The sequence below is a fragment of the Demequina mangrovi genome (assembly GCF_000759715.1).
Taxonomy (GTDB): Bacteria; Actinomycetota; Actinomycetes; order Actinomycetales; family Demequinaceae; genus Demequina; species Demequina mangrovi.
In genome coordinates this window covers 171,686-190,167 of record NZ_BBLU01000007.1, presented here as the reverse complement: position 1 = coordinate 190,167, position 18,482 = coordinate 171,686, and the positions used below count along the sequence as shown (strand labels likewise).

The 18,482-nt window shown below is 71.5% G+C and carries 21 protein-coding genes; 10 read left to right on the top strand and 11 right to left on the bottom strand.

What is annotated here, in order from left to right; genetic code table 11:
- Positions 1 to 115: 115 nt before the first annotated feature.
- The 11 genes from fliG to TR42_RS08480 all read right to left on the bottom strand — a co-directional run bounded on the left by fliG (position 116) and on the right by TR42_RS08480 (position 8,595).
- Positions 116 to 1,126, bottom strand: a complete 1,011-nt coding sequence (gene fliG / locus TR42_RS08530) for a flagellar motor switch protein FliG (RefSeq protein ID WP_042214870.1) — start codon at positions 1,124 to 1,126, stop codon at positions 116 to 118.
- Complete coding sequence (fliF, locus tag TR42_RS08525) at positions 1,123 to 2,760, bottom strand: flagellar basal-body MS-ring/collar protein FliF (RefSeq protein WP_042214867.1); 1,638 nt, start codon at positions 2,758 to 2,760, stop codon at positions 1,123 to 1,125. Before fliF ends, fliG begins: the two co-directional genes overlap by 4 nt.
- Positions 2,760 to 3,065: a flagellar hook-basal body complex protein FliE gene (fliE, locus tag TR42_RS08520; RefSeq protein WP_042214866.1), complete on the bottom strand. Its 306-nt coding sequence runs from the start codon at positions 3,063 to 3,065 to the stop codon at positions 2,760 to 2,762. The genes fliF and fliE overlap by 1 nt, the downstream gene beginning before the upstream one ends.
- Complete coding sequence (locus TR42_RS08515; protein ID WP_042214864.1) at positions 3,065 to 3,472, bottom strand: flagellar basal body rod protein FlgC; 408 nt, start codon at positions 3,470 to 3,472, stop codon at positions 3,065 to 3,067. Before TR42_RS08515 ends, fliE begins: the two co-directional genes overlap by 1 nt.
- Positions 3,472 to 3,813 (bottom strand): flagellar basal body rod protein FlgB, encoded by a 342-nt coding sequence (locus TR42_RS08510; protein ID WP_042214862.1) that lies wholly within the window; start codon positions 3,811 to 3,813, stop codon positions 3,472 to 3,474. The genes TR42_RS08515 and TR42_RS08510 overlap by 1 nt, the downstream gene beginning before the upstream one ends.
- A 139-nt stretch (positions 3,814 to 3,952) precedes the next feature.
- Positions 3,953 to 4,276 carry a hypothetical protein gene (locus TR42_RS08505; RefSeq protein ID WP_042214861.1) on the bottom strand — a complete coding sequence of 108 codons (324 nt, stop codon included), beginning with the start codon at positions 4,274 to 4,276 and terminating at the stop codon, positions 3,953 to 3,955.
- Positions 4,273 to 4,689 (bottom strand): flagellar export chaperone FliS, encoded by a 417-nt coding sequence (fliS, locus tag TR42_RS08500; RefSeq protein WP_042214859.1) that lies wholly within the window; start codon positions 4,687 to 4,689, stop codon positions 4,273 to 4,275. Before fliS ends, TR42_RS08505 begins: the two co-directional genes overlap by 4 nt.
- A 12-nt stretch (positions 4,690 to 4,701) precedes the next feature.
- A complete protein-coding gene (gene fliD, locus TR42_RS08495) occupies positions 4,702 to 6,078 on the bottom strand; it encodes a flagellar filament capping protein FliD (RefSeq protein ID WP_052405857.1) in 1,377 nt (458 codons plus the stop codon).
- A 128-nt stretch (positions 6,079 to 6,206) separates the two neighbouring features.
- Positions 6,207 to 7,364 carry a flagellin N-terminal helical domain-containing protein gene (locus TR42_RS08490; protein WP_042214857.1) on the bottom strand — a complete coding sequence of 386 codons (1,158 nt, stop codon included), beginning with the start codon at positions 7,362 to 7,364 and terminating at the stop codon, positions 6,207 to 6,209.
- Positions 7,365 to 7,543: 179 nt separating this feature from the next.
- Positions 7,544 to 7,738 (bottom strand): hypothetical protein, encoded by a 195-nt coding sequence (locus TR42_RS08485; protein WP_042214856.1) that lies wholly within the window; start codon positions 7,736 to 7,738, stop codon positions 7,544 to 7,546.
- Positions 7,739 to 7,746: 8 nt separating this feature from the next.
- On the bottom strand, positions 7,747 to 8,595 hold the full coding sequence (locus TR42_RS08480; protein WP_042214854.1) for a sigma-70 family RNA polymerase sigma factor: 849 nt from the start codon (positions 8,593 to 8,595) through the stop codon (positions 7,747 to 7,749).
- A 356-nt stretch (positions 8,596 to 8,951) separates the two neighbouring features.
- Here TR42_RS08480 and TR42_RS08475 point away from each other — a divergent pair, with 356 nt between their 5' ends.
- The 10 genes from TR42_RS08475 to TR42_RS08430 all read left to right on the top strand — a co-directional run bounded on the left by TR42_RS08475 (position 8,952) and on the right by TR42_RS08430 (position 18,442).
- Positions 8,952 to 9,431 (top strand): flagellar protein FlgN, encoded by a 480-nt coding sequence (locus TR42_RS08475; RefSeq protein ID WP_042214852.1) that lies wholly within the window; start codon positions 8,952 to 8,954, stop codon positions 9,429 to 9,431.
- Positions 9,431 to 10,855, top strand: a complete 1,425-nt coding sequence (gene flgK / locus TR42_RS08470) for a flagellar hook-associated protein FlgK (RefSeq protein WP_042214851.1) — start codon at positions 9,431 to 9,433, stop codon at positions 10,853 to 10,855. The genes TR42_RS08475 and flgK overlap by 1 nt, the downstream gene beginning before the upstream one ends.
- A 3-nt stretch (positions 10,856 to 10,858) precedes the next feature.
- Positions 10,859 to 11,758 (top strand): flagellar hook-associated protein FlgL, encoded by a 900-nt coding sequence (flgL, locus tag TR42_RS08465; protein ID WP_042214849.1) that lies wholly within the window; start codon positions 10,859 to 10,861, stop codon positions 11,756 to 11,758.
- Complete coding sequence (locus tag TR42_RS08460; RefSeq protein ID WP_052405855.1) at positions 11,755 to 12,180, top strand: flagellar assembly protein FliW; 426 nt, start codon at positions 11,755 to 11,757, stop codon at positions 12,178 to 12,180. The genes flgL and TR42_RS08460 overlap by 4 nt, the downstream gene beginning before the upstream one ends.
- Positions 12,181 to 12,253: 73 nt before the next feature.
- On the top strand, positions 12,254 to 12,961 hold the full coding sequence (locus TR42_RS08455) for an FHA domain-containing protein (RefSeq protein ID WP_042214847.1): 708 nt from the start codon (positions 12,254 to 12,256) through the stop codon (positions 12,959 to 12,961).
- Position 12,962: 1 nt separating this feature from the next.
- Positions 12,963 to 13,484: an FHA domain-containing protein FhaB/FipA gene (locus tag TR42_RS08450; RefSeq protein ID WP_042214845.1), complete on the top strand. Its 522-nt coding sequence runs from the start codon at positions 12,963 to 12,965 to the stop codon at positions 13,482 to 13,484.
- Complete coding sequence (locus TR42_RS08445) at positions 13,484 to 14,683, top strand: PP2C family protein-serine/threonine phosphatase (protein ID WP_042214844.1); 1,200 nt, start codon at positions 13,484 to 13,486, stop codon at positions 14,681 to 14,683. The genes TR42_RS08450 and TR42_RS08445 overlap by 1 nt, the downstream gene beginning before the upstream one ends.
- Positions 14,683 to 16,026 carry an FtsW/RodA/SpoVE family cell cycle protein gene (locus TR42_RS08440; RefSeq protein ID WP_052405853.1) on the top strand — a complete coding sequence of 448 codons (1,344 nt, stop codon included), beginning with the start codon at positions 14,683 to 14,685 and terminating at the stop codon, positions 16,024 to 16,026. The genes TR42_RS08445 and TR42_RS08440 overlap by 1 nt, the downstream gene beginning before the upstream one ends.
- Positions 16,023 to 17,486, top strand: coding sequence for a peptidoglycan D,D-transpeptidase FtsI family protein (locus tag TR42_RS08435; RefSeq protein ID WP_042214842.1), 1,464 nt, complete (start codon positions 16,023 to 16,025; stop codon positions 17,484 to 17,486). Before TR42_RS08440 ends, TR42_RS08435 begins: the two co-directional genes overlap by 4 nt.
- Entirely contained in the window at positions 17,486 to 18,442 is a 957-nt protein-coding gene (locus TR42_RS08430; RefSeq protein WP_052405850.1) for a serine/threonine-protein kinase, read from the top strand. The genes TR42_RS08435 and TR42_RS08430 overlap by 1 nt, the downstream gene beginning before the upstream one ends.
- Positions 18,443 to 18,482: the final 40 nt, after the last annotated feature.

The following is an 18,482-nucleotide window of genomic DNA, read 5'->3' as shown; positions in this document are numbered from 1 at the left end:
GGCCGCGCGGGCGCCCGCCGCCCAGCCGGCCGCGAAGCCGGCCGCGTGCGACTCGCCGCCCGCCTCCGGCCGCTGCGGCGCGATGGTCGCGGGCACGAACGGCGACACCTTCGACTCAGGCGACATACTCGTCCTCGCCGTCGCGGCTGATCATGATCTCGCCGCGCTCCTCGAGCCCGCGGATCACCTGGACCACGCGCGAGCGCGCCTCCTCGACCAGCGAGATGCGGACGGGGCCGAGCGCGTCGATCTCCTCGAGCAGGTTCTCGCGGGCGCGCTCGGACATGTTGCGCAGGATCTTGTCCCGCACCGAGTCGTCCGCGCCCTTGAGGGCCGTCGCGAGCGTCGCGGTCTCGACCGCGCGCATCACCAGCTGGATCGCGCGGTCCTCGAGCAGCGTGATGTCCGCGAACACGAACATCAGCTGACGGATCTGGTCCGCGAGCTCGGGATCCTGCGAGGACAGGCCCTCGAGGATGAGCTTCTCCGTCGCCGCATCGGCGCGGTTGATGATCTCGACCAGGGGCTGCACGCCGCCGACGGAGGTCAGCTCCTGCGAGGTGATGAGGTTGGTGGCCTTGAGCTTGAGCTGGTCCGCGATGAGCGACACGACGTCCGGCGACGCGCCCTCCATGAGCGCGATGCGGCGCGCGACGATGGTCTGGGTCTCGGGGGTGAAGCCGGCCATGATCGCGGAGGCGTGCTCGGGACGCAGGTGCGCGAGCACCAGCGCGATGGTCTGGGGGTGCTCGCCGCTCAGCAGCGAGACCACCTGGCGCGCATCGGCGTGCATGAGGAACTCGAAGGGCTGCACCTGGACCCGCGACTGCAGGCGCTCGAGGACCTCGGCGGCCTTCTCGCGGCCCAGGGTCTCCTCGAGCAGGCGCTTGGCGTACGAGTAGCCGCCGCTGGCGACGGACAGCGACCGCTGCGCGGTGCGCTGGAACTCCTCGAGCACCTCGGCGACGGTCTCCTCGTCCACCGTCCGCAGGCGCGTGATCTCGGCGGTCACCTGCTCGATCTCCTGCTCGGAGAGCTGCTGCATCACGCCGGACGCGGCCTCGCGGCCCATCTGGATGAGCACGAGCGCCGCCTTCTGGGTGCCCGTCAGCATCGCCGCGGTCATGCGTTCCTCCCCGAGCCGATCCAGCCGCGCAGCACCTCGGCCACGTCGGCCGGCTGCTGCGAGGCGAACGTCGCGATCTCATCGCGGATCGCGAGCGCGACCGCGTCCATGGTGGGCACCGGCGCGGCCTCGAGCGCGAGCTCCGCCTGGTCGGCGACCACGCCGGCCTGGTCGATCAGCGCCTGGGTCCGGGCCTCGAGCGCGGCCTGGGCGCGCGCCTCGAGCTCCTCGACGGCCTCGACGCTGAGCGCGACCCGCTCCTCGAGGTCGTCTCCGCGGCGGCGGCTCTTCACGAGCGCGACCACCACGACGAGGATCACCGACAGGAGCAGCGCTCCCCACTTGGCGATCGACACGTACATCGCGCGGGTCGCGGCGGCGGTGTCAGCCTCGGCGGCCTCCTCGAGCGCCACGGTCGCGGCCTCGGCGGCGGTCGAGTCGAAGCTCATCGTCGCGACCGAGACCACGTCGCCGCGCGTCTCGTCGATGCCGGCGGCGGCCGCGACCATCGCCGTGAGGTCGTCGAGGTCGATCGCGCCCGCGGCCTGCTCGTCCGCGACCACGGAGACCGACTGGCGGCGGACCGAGCCGGGCGCGGTCTCGGTCACCTCGATGGTCTTGTCGACCGCGTTGTTGGTGACCGTGTCCTCCTTGCGGTAGGCCCCCTCGCTCTCCTCGCCCTCGGGCACGGAGATGTTGTCGGGGCCCAGCACGCCGGCGGCGGTGGTGCCGCCGTCGCCGGAGTACTCCTCGACGGAGGAGGACTCGGACAGCGGCGCCGCGTCGGGGTTCGAGTCGAAGGTCTCGGAGGTGGTCGAGCGGGTGTCGTAGTCGAGCTCGGCGGTCACCGAGACGATCGCGTTGCCGCTGCCGACCACGCGGTCGAGCATGGCCTGGACGCTCGCGGCCACGCGGTTCTCGTAGTCCGCCGTCTGGCCGCCCTGCTCGAGGGCGGTCGAGCCGCCGCCCACGGTGGACAGCACCACGCCGTCCGCGTCGATCACGGCGACGTCCTCGGTCTCCATGCCCTCGATCGAGGCGGAGACCAGGTGGACGATGGCCTGGACGCTCGCCGTGTCGAGCGAGCGGCCGGCCTCGGTGGCGATGAACACCGACGCGGTCGGGTCCTCACGCTCGTCCACGAAGACGGTGTCCTGCGGGAGAGCGAGCTTGACGGAGGCGGTGGTGACGCCGTCCATCGCGCCGATCGTGGTGGCGAGCTCGCCCTCGAGGGCGCGCTGGTAGGTGACCTGCTGCTGGAAGTCGGAGCTGGTCATCGACATGCCGTCGAGCAGCGCGTAGCCGGTGGCGGTGCCGTTCGGCAGCCCCGCCGAGGCCACCGCGAGGCGCGTCGCGTAGAGCTGCGCCTGCGGCACGAGGATGGTGCCGCCGCCGGCGGTGAGCTCGTAGGGCACCCCGCTCGCGTCGAGCTGCTCGACGATCGCCGCGGCATCGTCCGCCGCGAGGTTGGTGAACAGCGGCGACATGGTCGGCCTGGTGGTGTACTGCGCGAGCGCCACGAGCCCGACCACGAGCAGCCCGGCGAGCAGGCTCGCGAAGACCTTCTGCGCGACGGACATCTGTCCGGCGTACGCGCGCAGCCTGTTCCATTCCTGCGTGACCTGCGCGGGCATCAGACCTGGATCCTCATGACCTCGGTGACGGCCTCGACGGCCTTGTTGCGCAGCGCCGAGGCGAGCTCGAGCGCGACCGCGGCCTCGGTCGCGGCGATCGTGTAGTCATGCATGTCGGACAGGTCGCCGGTGACCGCGCGGATCGCGAGCTCGCTGCTGGTCGACTGCAGGCCCTGGATGCCGTCGACGGCCGACGCGAGCTGCGACGCGAAGGCCGCATCGGTCTCGGCGGACGATGCGGTCGAGGCGGCCGTGGCGGCGGACAGGGACGCGGAGGTGACCGCGGAGACAGGGGTGATGGACATCAGCTCTTCCCGATCGTGAGCGCGGTGGAGTACATGTCGCGGGCGCGGTCGACCACGGCGGCGTTCGCCTGGTAGCCGCGCTGGGCCATGATGAGCTGGCTCATCTGGCTGCTCGCGTCGATGTCGGGGTAGCGCACGTACCCGTCCTCGTCCGCAAGCGCGTTGGTGGGCTCGTAGACCAGGCGACCCTCGGCCGAGCCGAACACGGCGCCCGCGACGTGGACGCCTCCGGACTCGCCACCGAGGTTGTCGTTGGCCGCCGCGACCACGTAGCGCGCCTGGAAGGCGTCCTCCGACGTCGACGTGGCCGTGTTGATGTTCGCCATGTTGTCCGCGACGGCGTCGAGCCACTTGCGGTACACGGTCATGCCCGAGCCGGCGATCCCCAGCGCCGCGAAGGTGCCCATCAGGCGTTCCCCATCGCGGTGCGGATCGCGGTGAACTTGCCGTCGAGGGCTCGGGTGGCGAGCTGGTAGCGCAGCCCGGTGTCGATGTTCGACAGCGTCTCGGTGTCGAGGTTGACGTTGTTGCCGTCCTCGCGGGTCGGCTCGAGCGACCGGGCCATCGTCGCCTCGACGGTCCCGTTCCCGTCGGCCACCGCGGCGGCGAGCGCGTCCTCGAAGACCACCTTGCGCGCCGTGTAGCCGGGCGTCTGGATGTTGGCGATGTTGTCGGCGATGGTGCGCTGACGCAGCGACAGCGCGTCCAGCGCGCTGCTCATCGCCTCGAAGCTGACGGATCCGAACACGGGTCACCCTTCTCAGGACTCGCAGGTGGCCGATCCGTGGCCGAGGGGTGAGCGTTCCGTGCTCTCCGTCCCCATCGGACGCGCCCGTCAGCGCGTGAGGGTTCCCGGAGTGATGTGCGTCACTCGCGCAACGCGCGCCCTAAGCAGGGACGTCGATGTACACCGGCGGCGCGGGTGGCCCCCCCGCGAGGCGCGCGATCGCGCGATCGTGGCGGCGCGACTCCGCCGCCGCGGTGGCGAGCCTGCGCGAGACCTCGACCTGCCGCGCCAGGAGCGCGCGCGCACGGTCGACCAGGGGTGCCGGGATGGCGCCGATGCCCACGGGAGGCGTCCATGCGCCACCGGCCTCGGCGGAAGGAACGTGGTCGGCGGCGAGCATGGCCTCCGCCTGCTCGAGCGTCAGCTCGAGCTCCCCGAGCGTGGCGACCCAGGCATCGTGCCAGGCCTCCGGCTCAGCGCTCATGCGACGCCGGTCATCGCCAGGTGATCGGCGGCGGCTGCGACGGCGCCCTGGGCCACCTGGCGCCACGTGTCGCGCAGGGGCTCGACGATCCGTCGGCACTCGCCGACCTTCTCGGCGTCCTGGCCGATGTTCGCCTCGATGAGCAGGCCGGACACGTACACGTAGAGCGCCATGAGCCGCGGCGCGCCGTCCCATGCTTCGACGTCGAGGGTGCTGGTGAGCTCCGCGACGATCTGCTGGGCGTGCAGCAGCTGTGCGCTCGCCTCGGCGCGGTCGCCCGCACCGATCGCGAGCTCCGCGCGCTCGAGGTCGAGCGCGAGGCGGTCGTAGAGCATGACGAGCAGCGCGCCGGGTGTCGCGGTGGTGACCGCGTCCTTGAGGTAGCGGTTCCGTGCGGCGGCGTATCCCTGCATCCTGCCCCTCCGTTACTTGCTGCTCGAGCTGATGCTCGGCAGGCTGTCGAGCGCCGAGGTGATGTAGTCCATCTGCGCGTTGAGGGAGGACAGCGTGACCTCCATCGCGGTGAACTTCGCGTAGAGCGCCTCCTGGCGTGCGGCGAGGCGCGTGTCCCAGTTGGAGATCTGGCTCGCGAGCGACTCGATCTCGGTCTGACGGGTCGTGAGGCTCTGGGTGAGCAGACCTTCGTACGAGTCGGAGTAGAGGTCCGCCGCGTCCTCGACGCGTGCCGCGAGGGTCTGCATCGCCTCGGCGACCCCGTCCGGGTCCTCCGCGAGCGCGGCGGCGAAGGCGTCGCCGTCGAACGAGATGTCGCCGTAGCGGTCGACCTCGATGCCGTACTCCGAGAGCGAGACGCCGTCGATCGGGTACGTCATCGCCTCGGAGAGCTTGGCGCGCATGTTCCGCACGAGCGCGTCGCCCGAGAGGATGCCCCCGGTGACGGACGTGGTGCCGTCGTCGTTGGTGGTCGACGAGGCCTTGGTGCCGGCGTCGATCGCGTCGAGGATCGCGGTCATCTTGGTGACGAGCCCGCTCACCTGGGTCTTGCCGGCGGACGCATCCACCGCGACGGAGACGGTGACGTCCTCCTCGACCGCGGAGACGGTGACGTCGACGCCGCTCATGAGCCCGGTGAACGTGTTGGAGGACTGGGTGAAGGTCTGCTCCTCCGAGGTGCCCTTCCACAGCGTGATCTGCGCGTCGGAGGCCGCGCGCGTGACGGACGAGTCGAGGCGGGTCGCGGTGCCGCCGGTCACGGCCGCCTCGTCCCCCACGTAGAGCTCGAAGGCGCCGTCGGTGCCGGTGGTGGTGCCGGTGAGCTGGAGGCGCGAGGTGCCGGAGCCCGTCGAGACCACCGTCGCGGTGATCCCCAGGTCGCCGTCGTTGATCGCCTTCGCGATGTCGGCGAGGGAGTTCGAGTCCGCGGTCACCGAGGCGTACGTGCCGTCGGCGCTCTTCACGGTGAGGGTCGGCGGGTTCTCCGCGGTGAGGTCCGCGCCGGAGGCGACGGAGGCGGAGAGCGAGACCTGCGTCTTGGCGACCGCGTCGACGGAGAACGTCAGCGAGCCGGCGGCCGCGGAGGTCGAGGCGGTGGCGGTCGCTGCGCTCGAGCTCGAGGTGGCCTTGAAGGTGGTCCAGGTCGAGGCCTTGGCCGCAGTCGCGGCCGCATCGGCGAGCGCCTTGATCTTGGTGTTGATCGACTGGAGCGAGGAGACGACGCTCTGCGCCGTGGACTTCTTCCGCGACAGCAGCGTCTGCGGCCCGGCCTCGATCTGCATGAGCGCGGAGATGATCGAGCTGGTGTCGAGACCGGACGCGATGCCGTCGACTCCCAAGGTGGCCACTGTCGCTCCTTCGTCGGTCTGTTCTTCTTGCGGCTTCGCGCCGCGGAGGGTCTCCCGAGGCGGGGACCCTCCACGGCGCGAAGGGGTGGCGGCGTCCTGGCGCGAGCGTCAGGACGCCGCCGGGGTTATCAGCCCTGCAGCAGCTGCAGCACGCCCTGCGGCAGCGACTTCGCCTGCGCGAGCATGGCGGTGCCGGCCTGCGACAGGATGTTGGCCGAGGTGTAGTTGACCATCTCCGACGCCATGTCGGTGTCGCGGATGCGCGACTCCGACGCCGTGAGGTTCTCGATCGCCACGTTGACGTTCTTGATGGTGTGCTCGAGGCGGTTCTGGTACGCACCGAGGTTGGCGCGGGCCTCAGAGACATTCTTGATCTGCTCATCGATGGACTTGATCGACTGCTGCGCGAGCGCAGAGCTCGAGAAGTCGAGGCTACCGAGGGTGGCGCCGGCGGCTCCACCAGTGATGCCAGCGCCCGGGTCGGCCGTGGAAACAGTGCCGCCATCGAGCGACTCGACCGAGATGCCGGTGGCGATGCCGTCCGCGTCCTTCACAACGCTCACCGTGAAGTTGGCCGAGAAGTTCGCGTCCGCAGCCAGCTGGTCCGCGAGGTCCTGCACCGACGTCGGCGCCGAGGCGAGCGACACCGTGACATCGGTCGTCTGGCCGGTCTTGGTCGACGTGAACGAGTACGCGCCAGCGGCAAGCGATCCGGTCGCAACGTTGAAAGACGCGCCAGTCGACCCCGGGGTTCCGGCACCGAGCGCCGTCGCAACGTCGGCGATGTTCGCCGACGAGAGGTCCACCGCGATCTGGCTGTCGGCGCCCGAGCCCGCACCCACCTGGAAGTTCAGGATGCCGGCCGAACCGTTCAGCAGGTCGGTGCCGTTGAAGTTGGTCGAGTCGGCGATGCGACCGAGCTCCTCGACCAGGCTGTTCGCCTCAGTCGCGATCGCATCGCGCGCATCGACGTTGTTCGAGTCGTTCGCCGCCTGCACGCCCAGGTCGCGAAGACGCTGGAGGATCGAGTGGACCTCGGTCAGCGCACCTTCAGCGGTCTGCACGACCGAGATGCCGTCCTGCGCGTTGCGGGCGGCGACGGTGAGGCCGCCGATCTGCGAACGCAGGCCCTCGGAGATCGCCAGGCCGGCCGCGTCGTCCGCCGCACGGTTGATGCGGAGACCCGACGACAGCTTCTCGAGCGACTTGCCGAGGTCGTTCTGGGTGTTCGAGAGGTTGCGGTACGCGTTGAGCGCCGCAACGTTGTTGTTGACCGTGAGACCCATCGTGGTTCTCCTCCTAAGTCGTGATCATGAATGCCGCCCCTCCATGGGCGAACATCTGCCTGATCGGCGGCGCGGGAGGGGTGTTGAGGGATTCGCGAACGGCTTTCGCTGCTGCTCCATGCGCCGCATTGCGCGCGGGAACCGCATCTCACCAGGGGCGACATTGCCGCACGGGAGGATCAGGCCTGATCGCCGTCCCGGCGCGCGGTGAGCACGGCGGCGGCGGTGCTCGCCGCCATCCTCTGAGCCGCGACGCTCGCGGCGGTGGCCGCGACGCAGCCCTCGACGGTCGCCCCGTCGGCCTCGGGCGAGACGCTGACGGCGCGCAGCTCGCCGGTCGCGGGGGTGGGCACGGAGCCAATGCGCACGGTCACCCGGCGCCTCAGGAGGCCGCGCGGGTGCGGGCGGGCCGCGCCACGGCGGGCGCGGCGGCCAGCACGCCGGCGTGGGTCGCGGTGCGCGCCGCGATCGACGCGAAGTACGCCTGGCGTCGCCGCTCGGCCACCCCCTCGTGCGGGTCGACCGCGGGGACCGCGTCCCTCTCGAGGTTCGCCTCGAGGCCGTCCTTGAGGAGCGACAGCGCCTCCGTACGGAGCTGGCTGATGCGCGAGCGGGTGACCCCGAGCTCCTCGGCGAGCTCGACCACCGGGCGGTCGTGCATGAACAGCTGCTCGATCACGTAGCGCAGCTTCTCCGGGAGGCACTCGACGCCGGCGCGCAGATACTCGATGCGCTCGGCGCCGACCACCGCGTCGAGGGGACCGACGCTCGAGTCGACCACGGAGTCCGAGATCGCGCCGTCGAAAGCCTCGATCGACAGCATGCGCGCCTCGCTGTCGGCGTGCGCGGCGTGCACCTCGGCGAGCGGGACCCCGAGCGTCGAGGCGATCTCCGCACGGCTCGGCTCGCGGCCCAGCGTCGCGGTGAGCCGCTCCGCCGCCTCGGTCACCTGGCGGGCGCGCTGGCGGGCGCCGCGCGAGACCCAGTCCATCGAGCGGAGCTCGTCGATCAGCGCGCCACGGATCCGCATGGACGCGTAGCGGGCGAACGGCACGCCCTTCGACTCGTCGTAGGAACGCGCCGCCCGGACCAGGGCGACGGCGCCCGCGGAGCTGAGATCGGCGCGCGAGACGTGCGCCGGGACGCGCGCCATGACCTCGTTGACGCTGTACCCGACGAGGGCGAGATTCGCCTCGACGAGAGCGTTGGAGGCGCTGTGATCGGTGTTCATGGCGAGCATCCTGGCAGGCCACGTTCCGGGAATGACGATGTCAGCCCCTCACATCGCTGCACCGAGTGCCGATAAGGGCTCTCACCTGGGAGAACGGTGTCCGATTCGTCCGCATCCATCGTTGGATGTACGCCGTTATTGTCCAGTTGTGGCGGCATTTGCGTCGCGGCCCCGAAGTGAGGAAGTCCACACCAGTGTCGCGCGTCACATTCGTTGCGTGTCGGGCCCGTCCTTCCCCGTCGGGTGCGGAACCGTCACAATGTCGGGACAAAGGCCGATAGGTCTGATGTGACCGGTGCGGCGATGCTCGCCCGGCGACGATGAAGATGACGCGTGAAGGGATACCGAGGACCGTCATGTCTTTCGATGAGCTGTCCACCGTGCTGTGGCGCGAGCGCGAGCTTCTGGAGACCCTGCTGTTCAAGCTGGAGACCGAGGAGCTCATCATCGCGGCAGGCCGCAGCCGGTGGCTCGGACGGGCAGCGCGCGAGGTCGAGCTGGTGCTCTCGCAGATCCGCGACGCGGACCTCGGGCGCGCAGCGGAGGCCGAGGCGGCCGCCCGCTCGATCGGGCTCGACGGCGACCCCGGCCTGCGCGAGCTGGCCATCGCCGCCCCCGCGCCGTGGGACGAGCTGCTCGGCGCGCACCACGCCGCGCTGTCCACGCTCGCGGCGCAGATCGCCGCGCTCGGCGAGAGCAACCGCGAGCTGCTCGCGGTCTCGCTGCAGGCGACCCGCGAGGCGCTCGTCGGGATCGAGGAGACCGTGGGGACCTACGACCAGAAGGGCACCGCCGCGAAGGGGTCGGCGTCCTTCCTCCTCGACGAGGCCCTCTGATGAGCACCTTCTCCGGCATCACCGGGGCGCTGTCCTCGCTCACCGCGCAGCGTCAGGCCCTCGAGACCGCCGGCCAGAACATCGCCAACGCGAACACCGAGGGCTACACGCGCCAGCGCGTCAGCCTCGAGGCGATCAGCACCGTCGCGGCGGCGTCGATCTTCTCCTCGGGCGCGAAGACGGGCTCGGGCGTGCGGGTGATCGGCATCGACCGCCTCGCGGACACGTTCCTCGACGCACGTCTGCGCACGCAGACCGCGTACGCCGCCCGCACCGCGTCGACCGCCACCGCGCTCGACCGGCTCGAATCCCTGGTCCAGGAGCCGAGCGACACCGGCGTGGCGTCGGGCCTCCAGGCCTTCTGGAACGCGTGGCAGGACGTCGCCAACTCGCCCGACAGCGCCGCGATCCGCACCGCGCTGCTGGGCTCCGCGACATCCCTCACGGCTCAGATCGGCGACACGTACCGCGCGTTCGGCGCGCAGTGGGACCAGGCCCGCACCGAGGCCGATGCGCTCGTGTCCCAGGTGAACTCCACCGCCTCGGGCATCGCCGACCTCAACGCGCAGATCCGGGGCATCCTCGCCTCAGGCGCCTCCGCCAACGAGCTCATGGACGAGCGCGACCTGCTCGTCACCCAGCTCTCGGAGCTGGTCGGCGCGACCGCCTCGACCCTCGCGGACGGCACCATGACCGTCTCCGTCGGCGGCAACCCGCTGGTCCAGGGCGGCCGTGCGAGCGAGATCGCCCTCGGCGGCTCGCGCGTCATGACCGCGGCTCTGGCGGAGCCCGCCGGCGCCGACGCCGTCTCGCTGTCCTGGGCGGACGGCACCCCGCTGCCGCTCTCGGGAGGCACGCTCGCGGGCACGCTCTCCTCTCTTCAGCCCAGCTCGAACGGCGGCGCGATCTCGCAGGCGATCGACGCGATCAACACGCTCGCGACGGACGTCGCGACGGCGGTCAACGCGATCCACACGACCGGCAGCACGGTCGACGGCACCGCGGGCACGGACTTCTTCGCCTTCACGGCGGGCGCGCCCGCCGCGCTCGGCCTCACGGTCGCGCTCTCGGACCCGGACGCCATCGCGGCGGCCGCGGGGACCGCGGGCGGCTACGACGGCTCGATCGCGGACCTGATCTCGCAGATCGGCGAAGGCGCTGCCGGCCCGGATGCGACCTGGTCCGCGTACATCGTCGACCTCGGCGTGAGCACCGAGGCGGCGAGGCGCCGGGCCGACGTCGCCGAGGCGACCCGCGCGACCGCCGAGCAGCTCCAGCTGTCCAACGCGAGCGTCGACATCGACGAGGAGGTCGCGAACATGGTCGCGTACCAGACGGCCTACGAGGCCGCCGCACGCGTCATGACCGCGATCGACGAGATGCTCGACACGCTCATCAACAAGACCGGCATCGTCGGGAGGTAGGCAGTGATCAACCGCGTCACCCAGCAGACGGTCCATCGCTCCACGCTGGCCAACCTGCAGCTCAACCTCTCGAAGATGTCCGACCTCCAGGGCCAGATGTCATCGGGCAAGCGCATCGACCGCGCCTCGGACGACCCGGTCGCGGCCGGCCGTGCCATGGCGTACCGCGCGGAGAAGGCCGCCGCCGAGCAGGCGGCCACCAACGCCGCGGACGGCGCCTCCTGGCTCAACCAGATCGACTCGACGCTGCAGAGCTCGGTGAGCGCGCTGCGCCGCGTGCGCGACCTCACGGTGCAGGCCTCCAGCACGGGTGTCCACAGCGACACCTCGCGCGAGGCGATCGCCGCGGAGATCGAGGGACTGCGCGACGCGCTTCTGGGCCACGCGAACACCCGGATCAACGGCAGGTCGGTCTTCGCCGGCACGTCCGCGGCCTCCAGCGCCTTCGAGGACTCCTCCTCGGCGACGCCGTACTCGTGGAACGGCATCGCGAGCACCGCGGTGACACGTCGGATCAGCGCGGACACCACCGTCCGGGTCGACGTCGACGGCACCGCCGCCTACGGCGTCGGCGCCTCCTCGGTGTTCCAGACCCTCGACGACCTCGCCGCGGAGATCCGCGCGGGCGACGCGGTCAGCGGCCGGCTCGACGACATCGACGCGCACCTCGACAGCATGCTGTCGACCCTCACGACGGTGGGCGCGCGCTACAACCAGATCACCGACGCGCAGGACCTCATCGCCGCCAAGCTCCAGGACCTCGGCGCGAGCATCTCGACCGTCGAGGACATCGACATCGCCCAGGCCGTGCTCGAGCTCCAGATGCAGGAGGTCGCCTACCAGGGCGCCCTCGGCGCCGCGAGCCGCGTGCTGCAGCCCACGCTGCTGGACTACCTCCGATGAGCGTCGCGGTCGCCCTCGACGGCGCGCGGACCGACGTCCGCGACCTGCCGGAGACGCTCACCTTCGTCGAGCGCATGCCCGGCATGGCCGACCTCACCCGCTTCCGCCTCGCCGCGATCGACGAGGCCGGCTTCGTGTTCACCCTCCGCAGCGAGGACGAGGCCGGCGTGCGGCTCTTCGCCGCCTCGCCGCACGCGTACTTCCCGACGTACGAGCCCGCCGTCCCCGCCGAGGTGCGCGAGGCGCTCGGCGCGTCTCCCGACGCGGCGCTGGTGATGCTCGCGATCGTCAACCCCGGCCGCGAGGAGGACCCGACGACGGTCAACCTGCTCGCGCCCCTCGTCATCGATCCGACGACCGGCGCCGCGGTGCAGATGGTGCTCGACGGGGACGAGTGGCCGCTCCGCGCCCCGCTCGGCTGACCCCCGAGCACCGCCCGGCGCGCGCACGGCCAGGGCTCATGGCCGGTGGATGCGGGCACGTTACGATGCCCGCATGGGTGTGCTGGACCGCTTCGAGCGCGGCGTCGAGAACGTGATGCAGAACGCGTTCGCGCGCACCTTCAAGGCCGGGGTCAAGCCCGTCGAGCTGGCGGCCGCCGTGAAGCGCGAGTGCGATGCGCGGGCGGCCGTGGTCGACCGCGGCCGGACCGTCGCCCCGAACGAGTACGTCATCGCTCTCGCCCCCGCGGACATGGAGACCATCGACCAGTGGGGCGAGGACGCGCTGCGCCACGAGCTCATCGACTCGCTCCGCTCGCATGCGGAGCGCCAGCGGTACTCGTTCGTCGGCGCGGTCGAGGTGGCGCTCGAGGAGGACGAGACGCTCGCGACCGGCCGCTACGCGGTGGTCTCGCGCACCACGCGCGGGCCTGTCGCCCCGGCGACGGGCTCCAACCCGAGCTCGCGCTACCCGCTGCTCGACATCGACGGCGTGCGCTACTACCTCACGGGCGAGTCGACCACCATCGGCCGCGGCACCGAGGCGGACATCGTGGTCGACGACACCGGGGTGAGCCGCCGCCACGTCCGGCTCGAGGTCACGGACCACGGCACCATCCTCACCGACCTCGGCTCGACCAACGGCACGTTCGTCGAGGACCAGCGCGTGGGGGAGGCGACGCTCCTCGACGGCAACGCGATCACCATCGGCCGCACCTCGATCATGTACTGGGACGCCGTGGCCGGGAACGAGGACGTCTGACGTGAGCCAGCTGTCGATCACCCTGCTGCGCATGGGCTTCCTGGTCCTGCTGTGGACGCTCGTGCTCTCGGCGATCGCGGTGCTCCGCGCCGACCTCTACGGCACGCGGATCACGGCCCGCGGACGCGGGCGGGAGTCGCGCCGCGACGCCGAGGCGCGCGCGGAGAAGACCGCCTCGCCCAGCCGCGCCGCGACGGGCATCCGCACGGGCTCGATCTCGACGCGCGAGCCGTCGGCCGCCCACCTCGCGGTCACCAGCGGCCCGCTCAAGGGCACCACCATCCCGCTCGGCGCCGCGCCCGTGCTGGTGGGCCGCGCGAGCACCTGCACGCTCGTGATCGACGACGACTACTGCTCGGCGAAGCATTGCCGCATCTACCTCGAGGGGGATCGCTGGATGGTCGAGGACCTGGGCTCCACGAACGGCACGTACCTGGGCAACCAGCGGGTCACCGACCCGGTGCCGTTCCGCGCGGGCGACGTGGTCCGGATCGGCGCGACCGCCCTGGAGCTGCGCGCCTGATGTATCTGGGGATCCACTTCGCCGCGCGCTCCGACGTCGGCCTCGTCCGCGCCAACAACCAGGACTCCGGCTTCGCGGGACCGCATCTGCTCGCCGTCGCGGACGGCATGGGCGGCGCCGCGGGAGGCGACATCGCCTCCTCGATCGCGATAGCCCGGCTCGCCGCGCTCGAGGGCGAGGCCCACGGCCCGGACGATGCGCTCGACGAGCTCAAGACGGCCATCTCGGACGCCCACGCGCAGATCGTCGAGCGCGCACGGAACGATCCGGAGCTCTCGGGGCTCGGCACCACCGTCACCGCGCTGCTGCGCTCGGGCTCGACGCTGTCGATGGCCCACATCGGCGACTCCCGCGCGTACCTGCTGCGCGACGGCACGCTCGAGCAGGTCACCACCGACCACTCGTTCGTGCAGCACCTCGTCGACACCGGACGGCTGTCCGCCGCGGATGCGGAGCACCACCCCAAGCGTTCGATGCTGCTGCGCGTGCTCGGCGACATCGACGCCGACGTGCCGGTCGACATCTCGGTGCGCGAGACCCGCGACGGGGACCGCTGGCTGCTGTGCTCGGACGGCCTGTCGGGCGTGGTGAGCAAGGACACGCTCCGCACCACGATGCTCGAGGTCGAGGACCCGGGCGACTGCGCGGACGCGCTGGTCAACCTCGCGCTCAACGCCGGCGCCCCCGACAACGTCACGTGCGTCATCGGCGACATCGTCGACATCGACGCCGCCCCCGACGGCGTCGGCCCGTCCACCTCCTCGCAGATCGTCGGCTCCGCCGCGCGCGACCGCCGCAAGCCCTCCGCCGGCGGCGACACGCCCGCGGGCAAGGCCGCGCGGCTCGCGGCGCGCGAGGAGCCCGACGAGGACGACGAGCCTGCGCGAGACCGCTGGTCGCGCCTCCGCCCCTGGATCCTGCCCCTCGTCACGCTCGCCGTGATCGCGGGCGCCGCGTGGGGCGGCTACTGGTGGTCGCAGCAGCAGTACTACGTCGGCGACAGCGAGGGCTTCGTCACCATCTACCGCGGCATCCCCGAGGCGGTGGGCGAGCTCTCGCTCTCGCACGTGGTGGAGAAGACCGGCATCCCGACCGATGAGCTCGCGCCCTACCAGCGCGAACGCGTGCTCGACGCGATCCGCGTGCGCAGCCTGGACGATGCGGCGGACGTGGTCCTCCAGCTGGAGGCGGGCGACTAGTGGCGACCGTCACGGACGTCAAGGTCCGCACCGGCCGACGCAGCGAGCTCGGGCTCCTCGGGCTCGCGGTGGGCCTCGCGGTCCTCGCGCGCGGACTCGTCGACTATCACGCCGACTTCCTCGAGCTCGACGAGCTCGCGATCTACGCGGCCGGCTGGACCGCGGTCGCGCTGCTCATCCACCTCGCCATCCGGCGGTGGGCGCCGTTCGCCGACCCCGTCCTGGTGCCTGCCGTGCTCGGGCTCAACGGCATCGGCCTGGCGATGATCCGCCGCATGGACTTCGCGTACGCCGCGCGCGGGCGCGACACGGACTTCGGCGAGGTGCAGATCGCGTGGACGCTGCTGGGCGTCGCCCTCGCGATGCTGGTGATCCTGCTGCTGCGCGACTACCGCCTGCTGCGACGGTTCACGTACACCGCGGGCGTGCTCGGCCTCATCGGTCTGCTGCTGCCCCTGGTGCCGGGGCTCGGCACCGAGATCAACGGCGCGCGCATCTGGATCTCCGTCTTCGGCCGCTCCCTGCAGCCCGCCGAGTTCGCCAAGATCGCCTTCGTCATCTTCTTCGCGGGCTTCCTGGTCACCAACCGCGACACCCTCGCCCTCGCCGGGCCCAAGGTGCTGGGCATGCGCTTCCCGCGCCCGCGCGACATGGGACCGCTCGCGCTCGTCTGGGTCGCCGCGATGCTCGTCCAGATCTACGAGCGCGACCTCGGCACGTCGCTGCTGCTCTTCGGGATCTTCGTCGCGATGCTCTACGTCGCGACGGAGCGGCTGTCGTGGGTGATCGTGGGCCTCGGCATGTTCGCGACCGGCGCGGTCCTCGCAGGCGCCCTCTTCAGCCACGTCGCGAGCCGCTACACCGCGTGGCTCCACGCGCTCGACGCGGAGGTCTACCGCTCGGGCACCAGCGAGCAGCTGGTCCGCGGGCTGTTCGGCATGGCGTCGGGCGGGCTGTTCGGCACCGGGCTGGGCGAGGGCCGCCCCGACCTCGTGCCCTACGCGGAATCCGACTTCATCGTCGCGTCGATCGGCGAGGAGCTCGGGCTCACGGGCCTCATGGCGATCCTCACGCTCTACGTCATCATCGTCCAGCGCGCGATGCGCACCGCGATCGGCACCCGCCACGGCTTCGGGAAGCTGCTCGCCGCGGGCCTGGGCTTCGCGATCGCGCTGCAGGTCTTCATCGTCGTCGGGGGCGTCACGCGCGTGATCCCGCTCACGGGCCTCACCACGCCGTTCCTCGCGTACGGCGGCTCGTCCATGCTCGCCAACTGGATCGTCATCGGGCTGCTGCTGCGCCTGTCCGATCAGGCCCGCAGACCCGAGGAGGTGACCCCGTGAACGAGCCCGTCCGGCGCCTCTCGGTCGTCGTCCTCGCGATGTTCCTCACCCTCATGGTCGCCGCGTCGTACATCCAGGTGATCGCCGCCGGCGACCTCAACGCCGACGCGCGCAACGTCCGCACGCTGTACCGCGAGTACGGCACCTTCCGCGGGCCCATCGTGGTCGACGGCGAGTCCGTGGTGTGGTCCTCCCCGGTCGACGACCCGTACAACTACCAGCGCACCTACTCCGACGGTCCGCTCTACGCCGCCGCGACGGGCTACTACTCGACCGTCTTCGGGCGCACCGGGATCGAGCAGACCGAGAACGACCTGCTCTCCGGCACCGCCGACTCGCTCTTCTGGACGCGCCTGAGCGACCTCGTGTCCGGGGAGACGCAGCGCGGCGCGAGCGTCGAGCTCACGCTCGACGCGGAGGTCCAGCAGGCCGCCGCGAGCGCGCTGGGGGACGATGCGGGCGCCGTGGTCGCGCTCGACCCGCGCACCGGCGAGGTGCTCGCGATGGTGACGAGCCCCACGTACGACCCGGCGGTGCTCGCGAACCACAGCAGCTCCGAGGTCAACGCGGCGTACCAGGAGCTCCTCGCGCAGGAGGACGGCCCGCTGGTCAACCGCGCGATCGCGGGCGACCTCTACCCGCCGGGCTCGACCTTCAAGCTCATCGTCGCGGCGGCCGCGCTCGAGGCCGGGTACGACGCGGACTCCGAGCTCTACGCCCCCGACGAGCTCGACCTCCCGTCGACCTCGAACACCATCAGCAACTACGGCGGGAAGTCCTGCGCGGCGAACGAGCGCCAGACGCTCGCGGAGTCGCTCGAGATCAGCTGCAACACGTCCTTCGCGAACCTGGGCATGCAGCTCGGCTGGAGCCTCGTCGAGAGCAAGGCCGCGGAGTTCGGCTGGGGAGAGCAGCTCTCGATCCCCCTCGCGGTCACCCCCTCGGTGCTCCCCGACGATCCCGACGGCGCGCAGACGGCGATGGCGTCGCTCGGTCAGTTCGACGACCGCGCGACCCCGCTGCAGATGGCCATGGTGGCCGCCGGGATCGCGAACGACGGCGTGCTCATGCGGCCCTACCTCGTCGACTCGGTGCGCGACGCGAACCTGCGCCTGGTCGAGGACTTCGAGCCCGAGCAGCTGTCCGAGCCGATGACGCGCGCCGACGCGAACGAGCTCACCGACATGATGGTCACGGTGGTCGAGTCCGGCACCGGCACCGCGGCACGGATCTCCGGGGTCGAGGTCGCAGGCAAGACCGGCACCGCCGAGACGGGCACCGATGCGCGCCCGCACGCGTGGTTCGTGGGCTTCGCCCCGGCCGACGACCCGGTGGTCGCGGTGGCGGTGCTCGTCGAGAACGGCGGCACCACCGACGGCGAGGTCACGGGCGGGCGCGTCGCGGCGCCCATCGCGAAGGCCGTCATGGAGGCCGCGATCGCGGCCGGAGGGGACAGCTGATGGGCATCCACGCGGGGACCACGCTCGCCGGTCGGTACGTGCTGCGCTCGCTGCTCGCGGTCGGCGGCATGGGCGAGGTCTGGCGCGGCACCGACGCCGAGCTCGACCGCGAGATCGCGATCAAGGTGCTCAAGGACGGCGCCATGGAGAACGACACGTTCCTCAAGCGCTTCCGCAACGAGGCGAAGAACGCCGCGGGCCTGGTCCACTCGAACATCGCGCAGGTCTTCGACTTCGGCGACCACGACGGCACGCCCTACATCGTCATGGAGCTGGTCGAGGGCGAGCCGCTGTCGACCATCCTCGAGCGCGAGCGCACGCTCGACGAGGCCCGGCTGGTGACGATCATGCGCCACACGTGCCGCGGTCTCGCGGTGGCGCACGAGGCCGGCATCATGCATCGTGACGTCAAGCCCGGCAACCTCCTGGTGCAGGAGGGCGACCTCGTCAAGATCACGGACTTCGGTGTGAGCCGCGGCACCGACCAGACCACCCTCACCGCGACCGGCATGGTGATGGGCACCGCGCAGTACCTCGCACCCGAGCTCGCGCTCGGCAAGCCCGCCACCGCCGCATCGGACCTCTACGCCCTGGGGATCATCGCCTTCGAGGCCGTCGTGGGCAAGCGGCCCTTCACCGCGGCGAGCGCGGTCGACATCGCGATCGCTCAGGTGAACGAGCCGGTGCCGCCGCTGCCGGCGGGCGTCTCGCCCGAGCTGCACGCTCTGATCCTCCAGCTCCTCGACAAGAACCCGCGGCGCCGTCCCGCGTCGGCGCTCGAGCTCGACCGCATCCTCGCGGAGCTCACGCTGACCGACCGCGACGGCGGCGCGCAGGCCCCGGTGGACCTCTCCCAGCCGGCGCAGCCGCCCCGGCGCGCGATGCCTCCGAGCATCGCCCCGCGGGAGTACCGACCGCGCCCGGATGTCGAGCATCGCAGGCCACGGCCCCGGTAGATGGAAGAATGGCCCCGAGCACGATGGACCACGAAGGACG